We start from the raw sequence: 11933 nt of genomic DNA on the forward strand, positions 1-11933 counted from the left end.
TAAAATTATGAATCGTACTCAGTATTTTCAATATCATTGGTCTTGTCAACGATCTTGCGCACGACTTTATCAAAATCTTTTAGGGCTACTTTCAGGTTACTGAATACTTTTTCATTCTTCGGATTTTTCTGGTTCCCGAAGTCAATGAGTTCGATGAGCCCGAGAATGCTCGCAAGCGGGCTGCGCACCTGGTGCGACTGAAGGAAAGCGATCTCATTCAGTTTTTCATGCTGCACTTTTATTTTCCTGTCGGCATTTTTCTTTTCAATCTCTTCTTCATGTTCTTTTATTGCTCTTTCGATCTTTGGCCCGAGTGTGAAAATTTTATCCTTTAATGCATAATCAGTAACACCGGACTTGATCAGTTCCACTGCCTTTTCTTCACCGATGGTTGCAGAAACAATGATGAAAGGAATACCTGGTAATTTTTTCTGCTGAATGCGGAAAGCTTCAAGGCCATTAAGCGATGGCAGGTGATAATCGGCAAGAACAAGATCCGGCTTGAATTCGGGCAGCGCTCTTTCATATTCCTTTCTTGTGGTAACGTGCATCCAATCGAAATTGAATCCGGCTTTTTCAAGATGGCGTTTCAGCAATTCAGCGTCAGTAGGATTATCCTCGACAGCAAGTATTTTTATTTTTTCTTTCATAGCGATTCAATTTGGCGGTTGATTGATGAGCGTCCAGTATAATCCTAATTCACTTACTGCTTTTACGAACTGATCGAATTGCACGGGCTTCACCACGTAGCTGTTCACTCCCAGTTCGTAGCATACGCGGATATCGGGATCTTCGCGCGAAGAAGTGAGTACCACGACAGGAATTTTTTTTGTGCGCTCATTACTTTTCATTTTCTTCAACACTTCTATTCCATTCACTTTCGGCATTTTCAGGTCAAGTAAAATAACTTTTGGCGTTGCATCATTTTTAGCCGGTGAATTTTCATTCCCGAAAAAATAATTGAGCGCTTCCTCTCCGTCTTTCAGGTGAATGATCCGGTTGATGAGATTATTTTTTTTCAACGCTCGAAGGATCAGTTCGGCGTCACTCTTGTTGTCTTCGATGAGAATTATTTCAATATTCTGTTGCATGTTGCCCGTTTTTTGGTAATGAAAAATAAAATGTGGCTCCTTTGCCGGTTTCACCTTCGGCCCATACACGGCCACCCTGACGGAAAATGATCCGCTGAACAATAGCAAGGCCAACACCGGTGCCTTCAAATTCTTCTTCCGAATGCAAACGCTGGAAAACGCCGAAAAGTTTTTCAGCATATTTCATATTGAATCCGGCTCCATTGTCTTTCACCGAAAAAATAATTTCATTGTTTTTTTCTCCGGAAGAAATCTCTACTGCAGGATTTTCTTTTTTCGAAGAATATTTGAATGCATTCGAAACAAGGTTGAACATCACCTGGTGCATCAAACCATAATCGGTATTCAAATGATGAAGTTTCCCGGTGGTTACCGACGCTTTGTAATGATTTGCTTTCCCGACTTCGAGAAGCACACCTTCCACCAGTTCATTCATGTCAACATCTGCCCGCTGTATTTCTTTTCTTCCCAGTCGCGAAAAAGCAAGAAGGTCATCAATAAGCGATCCCATTTTTGCGGCGTTGTAACGCATCGTATCGATGATGCGGTTTCCTTCCTCGTCAAGCTTTGATCCGTAATCTTCTTTCAGCATCTGCGCATAACCATTCACCGCGCGAAGGGGCGCGCGAAGATCGTGCGAAACGGAAAAAGTAAATGCTTCCAGCTCTTTATTCACTGCTTCCAATTGTTCCTCTGCTTTTTTCCGGTCGGTGATATCGTAAATAATATTGATCGTATATTTTTCTCCATTGTAAAAAATTGTTTCAATGGCTGTCATTACTTCAATAAGTTCTCCATTTCGATTGCGAACAGTCATTTCAGAATTTTTCACAGAACCGGTTTCCTTCAATTGCTTTAGCACTTCTTCGCGCTTTGGTAAATTTGCAACAAGCCGGAGTTCAGTAGAAGTGTGGCCGATGAGTTCCTCGCGTGAATAGCCGGTCATTTTCGCGAACGCATCGTTCACATCAAGATAAGTGGTGTCTGACATACGTGTAATGGTGATGCCTGCTGCGCTTGCCCGAAAAGCTTTTTCAAATTTCTCTTCACTTTCCTGCAACTCCCGGATCTTTTTTTCGAGTTCAGCTGTTCGCTCCGCAACTTTCTGTTCCAGCTTTTCATTCATCGTGCGAATTTCCTCTTCTGCATTTTTCCTTTCAGTGATGTCGCGGAAATTCGACACGAGCGCACGAACATCTTTATTGTGCAGCATATTTGTGATGAATCCTTCTGTCCAGATATAATGACCATCCTTATGTTGCAGGCGGTGTGTACTGTGAACTGATTGTCCGGGATTGGCTACAGCTTCGTTGAATATTTTCAGCAACCGTTCACGATCATCAGGATGCATGAAAGAAAATCCTGGAATTTCCTTTCGCTCTTCCAGTGTCCATCCGAGCATTCTTTCTGTTGAAGGGCTCTGGTATAAAGGCATCCCCCTGCTATCGTTGAGCGTGATCGCATCGTAATTATTTTCAATCAGCGTGCGGAAACGCCCTTCATTTTTTCTGAGTTCATCTGTTCGTTCGGCGATTCTGTTTTCAAGATCGGCTTTCAATCGCGGCCATTCATCTTCAGCATTTTTCCGGTTTCTCATTTCATTGATCAATAAAATCGCCAGAGTAACGCAAAGCACTACCAGAATAATGCAGAATGTAAATTGAAAATTGAATTCCAGAACTATCATCTGTCAATGAGTATTTGACGGGTTTGAATTACCAGGACCGATGATGTGCGGTTTAGCGCTACAATAAGATATTATTACAAAACTAATGTAATTTACTATTTTAATGTTATCATTTATTTTAATTTATTATTTCGAAGTGTGTTTTTGAATTAATGCTACAATTTAATCGATTATTTATAAATTATTGGTTAACGGCCTGTCTTTATTCTTCGATATCCTGCGCCTGCTCTCCTATACGGAAAATTTTATGGCCCGATATCCGGTCATTTGTCTCCGAAGTTTTTTTTCAACTTCGCACAATGAAATATTACACATCGCCTCTCCTTCGAACTACTCATGCTTTTTTCACGCGTCATGGTGGAGTTTCTCCTCAACCATTCGATTCACTCAACTTCGGGGGAAGCGATGACGATCCCGGAAATATTTCGGAGAACAGGAAACGGGCATTGCTTCATGCAGGAATGGATCCGGAAAATGTGGCGCGACTCAACCAGGTTCATGGCAATGAAGTTTGTTTCGCAAAAAAAGGAAATCAAACGGGAGACGCACTTGTTACGCATGAAAAAGGAATTACACTTGCGATCGGTGCAGCCGATTGTTACCCGATTCTTTTTCACGATGCAGAAAAAAATATCATCGGCGCTGCACATGCGGGATGGCGCGGAACACTCGCACGCGTTGCGCGGAACACGGTGATTGAGATGGAAAAACTCGGCGCCGAAAGAAAAAATATATGTGCGGCGATCGGCCCCGGAATTTCCTGTGAAAATTATGAAGTGAGCGAAGAGATCGTTCAGCAATTTCTTGACGCGGGGTTTCCGGATGAAATTCATACAGGAAAAAATCTCGATCTTCTTGCTGCTAATAAATTTGTGCTTGCTGAATGCGGAATTACCAGTGAAAATACCTGGGCATTGGAAAAATGTACAACCGGAAAAGATTTTTTTTCTTACCGGAGAGATAAAGGCAAAACGGGAAGAATGTGGGCGGTCATCATGTTATAGTACGAAATACGAAAACTCTACTAAAAGTTACGAAATACTAATGTGTACTAAATCTGTACAGGATGAAATCGATTTCGTATTCATCTGCATTTCGTAACTTTTAGTACCTTTTGGTATTTCGTACTCCTAATACTCCACATCAAGATCGAACTGCGTCCTCAATTTATCAAGCGCCGGATTTATTTTTACAAAATGTTTGTATTTATCGGCCGACGTATAAATTTTTGAACCACTCTCGTCTTTAGTCACGATGATCTCGAGATTGAAAGAATTATTTTTCAGCATGCGCCTCAGGTATCCCATCAATTCTGTTTTATCCTCATTGATGTTGGTCTCTGCCGCTTTGTTGAACACCGTGAAAGAAATAAGCGCTGCATTTACTTTCACCGGCTTGTTCATGGTAAGAAAAGCATAATCCGACTCTTTGCCTTTATTACGGAGAAAACCGGCGTAGGATTTCCATACTTTTTCAAGTTCTTCCTGGGAGAAATCCTGCTGAACACCACCGGTCTTTATTTCTTCCACCACCTTCTTTTCCGTCTTCTCCTGGCTGGCATTGAGCATTCCGGCAATACTCGATGTAGCTCGAAGATTTATTTTCCGGGAAGTTGTTTGCGTTTCAGCGGGCGGCTCTGCTTCCTGTTTGTGTTGTAACACAACCGGCTGAACTTTTTCAGCTTCCGGAATATTATCAGTTAAGGGGATCGCTGCTTTCTTTTTCGGGGATCCTGCAGCGCGTGTACCAAAGATCAACTCGGGATCGTCATTTTTTTTTTCTGCAGTGGCGGTAACCCTGTTGATCGCGGTGAGCTGCATCAGGCAGAATTCAACCAGCAACCTGGGATTGCGCGAACTCCGGTAGGCCACATCGCATTTGTTGGTGAGTCCGAGCGCGCGCAGAAGAAAATCGACGCTGCAATTCACCGATTGCACTTTGTATTTCTCACGGATATTCTGCCCCACTTCCAGCAACTCCAGTGTCTGCTGATCTTTGCACACGAGAAGATTCCTGAAATGTTCCGCCATTCCCGAAATGAAATTATGTCCATCGAATCCATTGGAAAGAATTTCGTTGAACAACAGCAACGTTCCCGGAATATTTTCAGCAAGAAGAAGATCGACGGCTTTGAAATAATAATCATAGTCGAGCACATTCAGGTTCTCGATCACATTTTTATAAGTGAGTTCATTTCCTGAAAAACTCACCACCTGGTCGAAAATGGAACAGGCATCCCGCAAAGCACCGTCTGCTTTCTGCGCTATGATGTGCAATGCATCCTGTTCTGCTTTTACATTTTCATTTTTCGCAATGAACGCGAGGTGATTTGCAATATCATCGATCTGTATGCGGTTGAAATTAAAAACCTGGCAACGTGAAAGAATAGTTGGAATGATCTTATGTCGTTCTGTTGTTGCAAGAATGAAGATCGCATACTTCGGCGGTTCTTCGAGCGTTTTCAGGAAAGCATTGAAAGCTCCTGCCGACAACATGTGCACCTCGTCGATGATATACACTTTGTACATTCCCATTTGCGGTGGAATGCGAACCTGGTCCACAAGATTCCGGATATCTTCAACACCATTGTTCGATGCAGCATCCAATTCAAACACATTCATTGTTTGTCCGCTGTTGAACGAAGTGCAATTCTCACATTTATCACACGCTTCGGTTTCTTTAGTAAGATTGGTGCAATTGATGGTCTTCGCGAGAATGCGCGCACACGTGGTCTTGCCTACGCCACGCGGGCCGCAGAATAAAAATGATTGGGCAAGATGATTATTGCGGATCGCGTTCTTCAGCGTATTGGTAATGGAAGATTGACCGACAACTGTATTGAAAGTTGCGGGGCGATACTTGCGGGCTGAGACTACAAAATTTTCCATCGGGTGATGCAGGGATGTAAAAGTAATTCAATAAGTCAGTGAAATTGTTTTTGCATCAATAAATGCCCGGATAGTTTTTCAACAAATGGAAAGATCATTGTGGAAAAATGAATGCCCCCGAAGCAAACCGAAAGTATCAGTGTAATATTTAATTGAACTTTTCTTTAGAGGCTGTTTAAAATTCATTTTTTGGAATTGTTATGATGCCATTTTTGTTCAGCCGAGGCGCATTTTGCAGGCCATAGTGGAGCGACTACGGCCAAGAAATGCAACCCCGCCTGCTAAAGGAAAATGGGTCGTGCGTGGGCGGGCAGGGAAGGATGGACAAAAATGGCGCATAACAAAACAGAAGGATGAAATTTAAACAAAATCATGAAAAAAATCTACACCCTTATCGCTACACTCACTGTGGGCACAGTGATGTCGGCACAAGCATCATTCTCCGAAGATTTTGAAAGTTATAATGTGGGCGATTATATCGGTGCTGTTTCACCTAATTGGACAACGTGGAATGGAGTTACCGGAGGAACAGAAGACACACAGGTAGAAAATCTGATGAATACCACTGTATCGGGATCTAAATCCTGTTATTGGCAGTCCGATACTTCCACGGGCGGTCCGCAGGATTGCGTTCTTCCTTTCGGCGGACAATACACTTCCGGAAATTTCACTTACCAGATGAATATTTTTGTTGAATCAGGTAAAGGCGCTTATTATAATTTCCAGGGCGCTGTTACACTCGGCAATGAATTTGCATTCGAGTGCTACATGATCCAGACCGGAACACTGATCGTTTCCAATACAAGCGGAACTTTCCTCACCGGAACTTATCCGACGAACCAATGGTTCAATATGCGCTGGGATATCAATCTCAATACAAACGTTTGGGCGCTTTACATAAATAATGTTCTGCAGGGTTCCTTCCACAATACGATCGATCATGTTGCTGCCATTGATATTTTCGCTTACAACGGAGCGAATGGTGGAAATAATCAGGCCGGATATTATGTTGACGATGTGAGTTATGCTTACACACCTTACACACTTCCTGTGCTCAACGCCGGACTTTCTGCAATAGGTGTACTGAATCCTGCAACGAAAACTCCGGTGAATATTACCGGCCTCGTTGGACAAACACGTCCGATGGCTGTTACTGTTCGCAATCTCGGAACTACTGCGATCACTTCATTCGATCTTTCTTACAATTACAACAGCATCAATCATAATCAATCGGTGTCGAGTGTAAATATTCCTTCACTCGGATCACGGACTTTTGTTTTCAATTCGCCGGCGACTTTGGTTGCAGGAAATTTGCCGATGTATGCAGTGATCTCGAATGTAAATGCAATGGGTGCCGATAATGATAACAGTGATGATACCACGTGGACGAATGCAAATATTACAACCGTTCCTGCACCGGGAAAAGTTGTAATAGGTGAAGAGGCAACCGGAACATGGTGTCCGTGGTGCGTACGCGGAACTGTTTACATGGATTACATGAGCAACGATTTCGACGGATACTGGGCTGGAATTGCAGTGCACAACAGTGCGAATGATCCGATGACCGTTCCTCCTTACGATGCAGGACTTGCGTCAACTGCTTTCCCAAAAGTTTTTGTTGACCGGACTGCGCCTGTAGATCCTTCTGTTGTAGAAACCAATTTCCTCACGCGCGTTGTGATCACGCCGAAAGCAACACTCACCAATGGTGCAATGTGGAATGCAACGAACGATACGTTGAATGTTTCTCTCACTTACAATTTTCCGAATGCAATGTCGGGAACTGGTTACAAAGTTGTTTGCGTGCTCACCGAAGATTCTGTTTCAGGAACCGGCGGAACATGGAGCCAAAACAACGCGTATGCAGGTGGGGCAAACGGGCCAATGGGCGGATTCGAAGCTTTGACGAATCCTGTTCCTTACTCACAAATACAATACAATCACGTTGCACGCGCTATTTCACCTTCGTTCCTGGGCTTCGCCGGATTTCCATCATCAATAACAGCAAATCAGAATATTACTTTCGATTTCAAATTTGCTGTTCCTGCAAACTGGAATCCTGCGAAGATGCATATCATAGGAATGCTGGTGTTGCCCAGTGCAAATGTGGATAACGGTTCTGTTTCTACAGTTACACAAGCTATCTCAAACGGATTTCTGAACGGTACAACAGTTACTGGAATCACTTCTCCTGATCAGCCCGATGCAGCAGTGGAACTTTATCCGAATCCGGCAACCAACGGATCTACTAATGCAAGTGTGGTGTTAAGCAAACCGGAAAATGTTTCCATGACGATCACCGATGTTACCGGAAAAATTATTGCGCAGCGCGATTACGGAATGCTGAGCGGCGCAAATTATCTTCCGATCAACACCAGTGAATTTGCAAATGGAATTTATGTAGTTGCAGTTAAAACCGGAAGTTCAGTTACCACTTCGAAATTAATTATACAGTAAAATAATTTTGATGAAAAGAAAAATCCCCGTGAGTAATCGTGGGGATTTTTTTATTTCTCTTTCATCCTTCTCAGCACCTCTTTGAAAATAAGCTGGAACCAGAGTGTAAATTCTCCCGGGTTCTTATCCATTTCAGCAGTGATCTCTTCGGGCGATGCCCATCTCCAGTCCACCACTTCGCTCTCATTTTTTTTCGGAACAGCGTCAGATGTGCCAATGAAAACATGATCGAATTCGTGTTCGAATAATCCATCTTCCATCGGCGACATGTAAACGAAGTGAAATAATTTGGTGATGGACGTAATGATTCCCATTTCCTCTTTCAGTCTTTTCACGGCCGACTCATGCGTGAGTTCGCCCGGGCGCGGATGAGAGCAACACGTATTCGTCCACAATCCTTTCGAATGATATTTATCGAGCGCACGCCGTTGCATGAGCAATTCTCCTTTGGAATTAAAAATAAAAACAGAGTAAGCCCGGTGCAGCTTTCCTTCCTGATGAGCCTGCAACTTATCCATCGTGCCTTTCACACGATCGTAGGTATCTACCAGCAAAACCATTTCGTTCATACGGTGCACCCATCATGGGAGCATAGATTAAACGAAGATAACAACCGGAGTGTTTCTCCTGTTAACACCCATTTACTTTTATCCACAACTGATTCTTAACTACTTATAGGATTCTCAATGAAAACAAAGGGAATTTCCTGTTCTTTCTATTGCTGGCTTCTTCGTAAATTCGCCTTTCTCTCTTATGAATTCCTATGCATTCTGATCCGCTTTCCGCTATTTCTCCCATTGACGGCCGTTATCGACGGCAGGTGGAAGAACTCGCTGAATATTTTTCCGAACGTGCGCTTATCCGCTATCGCCTGCTCGTGGAAGCAGAATATTTTATTGCGCTCTGCAGGATTCCTCTTCCGCAACTGAAAGATGTAACGGAAAAAAATTTTGCATCCATTCGTGAAAATATTTTTCAAAACTTCAAACACGAAGATGCCGTGCGTGTGAAAGAGATTGAGAAGACCACGAATCACGATGTGAAAGCGGTGGAATATCTCATGAAAGAAAAATTCGATGCACTGGGATTAAAGTCGCAAAAAGAATTCATTCACTTCGGACTGACCTCGCAGGACATCAATAACACGGCAACACCATTGCTGCTGAAGCAGGCGTTTGAAAATATTTTATTGCCCGAATTGAAAACAGTACTCGATGAACTCAAGCGCATGAGCATCGCGTGGGAGAATGTGCCTATGCTCGCACACACACACGGGCAGCCCGCGTCGCCCACGCGCCTGGGAAAAGAGATCGGCGTTTTCACTTCGCGCATTGATGCGCAATTGAAATTACTGATGCAGATTCCGTTCAGCGCAAAATTCGGCGGGGCAACAGGAAATTTCAACGCACATCATGTTGCCTATCCTTCTGTGGACTGGAAAAAATTCGGTGATGAGTTCGTTGCTTCGCTTGGATTGCATCGTTCGCATCCCACCACGCAGATCGAGCATTACGATAACCTGGCAGCATTTTTCGATTCGCTGAAACGGATCAACACTATTCTCATTGATCTCTCGCGTGATGTGTGGGAATATATTTCAATGAATTATTTTAAACAGAAAATAAAAGAAGGCGAAGTGGGTTCATCGGCGATGCCGCACAAAGTGAACCCGATCGATTTTGAAAATGCAGAAGGAAATCTGGGAATTGCGAATGCATTGTTCGAACACCTGAGCGCAAAACTTCCTGTTTCAAGATTGCAACGCGATCTCACCGACTCCACCGTGCTGCGGAATATAGGCGTTCCCGTTGCGCACACAATGATCGCTTTGAAAAGCCTGCAGAAAGGTTTGGGGAAATTAATTCTCAATGAGCCGGCGCTTCATCATGATCTTGAATCAAACTGGGCCGTTGTTGCGGAAGCGATACAGACCATTCTACGAAGGGAAGGATTTGAAAAACCATACGAATCGCTGAAAGAACTCACGAGAGGAAACGGAACGGTCACGAAAGATTCCATTCACAAATTCATCGACGGACTGAAAATTTCGGAGCAAGTAAAAAAAGAATTGAAAAATATTTCTCCGCATAATTATACGGGGATATAGGTACAGGGGTAAGTTGGTTGGAATATTTTTTACATGAAATCTCTATACTCAACGCCAGAATACCTCCATCCTCATTGCCCCAATAACAGGGAAATTAAACTTATGAATAATGAACTCATCGGAATTACTCAATGACTACGTGAAATACAACCTGTGGGCAAATAAACAACTCGCGGGTTTACTGAAAACGATTGATCAAACATGGATCGATAAAGAGGTGATGAGTAGTTTTCCATCGCTGAGAAAAACTGCTTTTCATATCTGGGATGCAGAATTTGTTTGGTTGTCGCGCCTGAGTGGAACTTCACCCGCTGATTTTCCCTCGAAAAAATATTCCACTGAAGTTCATCCGGCAGAATTCACCAATGGTTCACAGGAATTTCTTGCATTTATTGAAAAACAGGAAGAAAATTTTTTCTCCGCGAAAACTTCCTTTAAAACTTTCGACGGAACAGCTTACGATACTCCCAATGATCAGATCCTGATGCACATCATGAATCACAGTTCCTTTCACCGCGGACAGATCGTGATGATGCTGCGTAATCTTGGATTCAAAGGAGAAATGCCGAGGACCGATATGATTATTTATTTCAGGGAGAACGTTCGTCAGTAGATTAAGTCATTGGTCATAATATTTAAACAAAATCCTGATGACAAATGCCAATGTCAATTACGAACTAAAATAAGGGGATATCTAATAGCTGTTTTTTTGCAACTAAGGCACCAAGACACAAAGATTAATAAAGTTTTTCTCTTAGTGTTTCTTAGTGCCTTTGTGGCGATATATTTTTTTTAATAATTAGGTCTTTAGAGATACCCATAATCTACTTCAGAATATAGTTTTTATATTCCCCCACTCTCCAGCCGGATGTTTTTTCAATCCACATCAACAAGCGCATTTTCATTCCCCATTTTTTTTTCGCCGGATCGAAATTGAATTTCCAGTTTTGTTTCTGAATTCTTTCTTTCATCACTTCCGGGTGTGTGCCATGGAATTCTGCGAGCGAATCTATTTTTGAATAATCAAATATCCCGGCGACAGGAATATTTTTTTTCATCCATTCATCATCGTGCCACATCTTATGAAATGATTCCTGCTTGGCCTGCTGTGCCTGCGGAGGTTTCACCCAACCGTAATGGTAAACGGAAGCATCGATCTGTTTCACCAGCAACTTTGAATTATTTTTTTTGCGGAATCCCTGCGCATCACGATAAGAAACTATTTCATCATTTTTACGCACAACACGAATTTCTTTCCTGTACCATTTTCTCGAATCGCCGACATAATCATAAGAACCATAAAAATGCACATAGTTGAAAAGCAATCCCTCCACACTTTTATCGCTTCTCCATTTTTCCATAGACATTTTTATTGCAGGATGAAATTTTTCGTGGATCACTTCATCGCCCTGTATATAAAAACACCAGTCCGCATTTTTTGAAATTGCCCCGTACGCTTTATCCGTTTCATCTGCGAGAACGCGCCCGCCTTCGCGCAAAGAATCGTCCCACACGGTTTCAATGATCTTTATTTTTTTATCGCCGATATTTTTTATGAGCTGCAATGTTTCATCTTCCGATTTTCCTACGGCAACGATCACTTCATCACACAAAGGCAGAATGGAACGTATCGCTTCAACGATCGGGTAATCGAACTTTATTGCATTGCAGACAATTGTAAAACCGGAGACGAACATTTTTTT

10 protein-coding genes are annotated in these 11933 nt (G+C 42.7%); 4 read left to right on the plus strand and 6 right to left on the minus strand.

Annotated features, from left to right (window positions below):
• Positions 1–5 precede the first annotated feature (5 nt).
• The 3 genes from HY064_01460 to HY064_01470 are packed head-to-tail and all read right to left on the minus strand — an operon-like array spanning position 6 to position 2688.
• Complete coding sequence (locus HY064_01460) at positions 6–650, minus strand: response regulator (protein MBI3509302.1); 645 nt, start codon at positions 648–650, stop codon at positions 6–8.
• Between the two features lie 6 nt (positions 651–656).
• Entirely contained in the window at positions 657–1091 is a 435-nt protein-coding gene (locus HY064_01465) for a response regulator (GenBank protein ID MBI3509303.1), read from the minus strand.
• The gene (locus tag HY064_01470) at positions 1075–2688 is read right to left on the minus strand and encodes a PAS domain S-box protein (protein MBI3509304.1); all 1614 of its coding nucleotides are present in this window, start codon (positions 2686–2688) and stop codon (positions 1075–1077) included. Before HY064_01470 ends, HY064_01465 begins: the two co-directional genes overlap by 17 nt.
• Before the next feature lie 389 nt (positions 2689–3077).
• Between HY064_01470 and pgeF the strand changes: the two genes are divergently transcribed.
• On the plus strand, positions 3078–3782 hold the full coding sequence (gene pgeF / locus HY064_01475; GenBank protein ID MBI3509305.1) for a peptidoglycan editing factor PgeF: 705 nt from the start codon (positions 3078–3080) through the stop codon (positions 3780–3782).
• A 126-nt stretch (positions 3783–3908) separates the two neighbouring features.
• Here the strand turns inward: pgeF and HY064_01480 are convergent, their stop codons facing one another.
• On the minus strand, positions 3909–5666 hold the full coding sequence (locus HY064_01480; protein MBI3509306.1) for a DNA polymerase III subunit gamma/tau: 1758 nt from the start codon (positions 5664–5666) through the stop codon (positions 3909–3911).
• A gap of 372 nt (positions 5667–6038) precedes the next feature.
• On the opposite strand from HY064_01480, the gene HY064_01485 reads away from it, so the two are divergent.
• Positions 6039–8123, plus strand: coding sequence for an Omp28-related outer membrane protein (locus HY064_01485; protein ID MBI3509307.1), 2085 nt, complete (start codon positions 6039–6041; stop codon positions 8121–8123).
• A 50-nt stretch (positions 8124–8173) separates the two neighbouring features.
• On the opposite strand, the gene idi is transcribed toward HY064_01485, so the two are convergent.
• A complete protein-coding gene (gene idi / locus HY064_01490) occupies positions 8174–8692 on the minus strand; it encodes an isopentenyl-diphosphate Delta-isomerase (protein MBI3509308.1) in 519 nt (172 codons plus the stop codon).
• A gap of 194 nt (positions 8693–8886) precedes the next feature.
• Here idi and purB point away from each other — a divergent pair, with 194 nt between their 5' ends.
• On the plus strand, positions 8887–10230 hold the full coding sequence (gene purB / locus HY064_01495) for an adenylosuccinate lyase (GenBank protein MBI3509309.1): 1344 nt from the start codon (positions 8887–8889) through the stop codon (positions 10228–10230).
• Between the two features lie 109 nt (positions 10231–10339).
• Entirely contained in the window at positions 10340–10843 is a 504-nt protein-coding gene (locus HY064_01500) for a hypothetical protein (protein MBI3509310.1), read from the plus strand.
• Positions 10844–11054: 211 nt separating this feature from the next.
• Here the strand turns inward: HY064_01500 and HY064_01505 are convergent, their stop codons facing one another.
• A complete protein-coding gene (locus HY064_01505; GenBank protein ID MBI3509311.1) occupies positions 11055–11927 on the minus strand; it encodes a glycosyltransferase family 2 protein in 873 nt (290 codons plus the stop codon).
• Positions 11928–11933: the final 6 nt, after the last annotated feature.

Source organism: Bacteroidota bacterium (genome assembly GCA_016194975.1).
GTDB lineage: Bacteria > Bacteroidota > Bacteroidia > Palsa-965 > Palsa-965.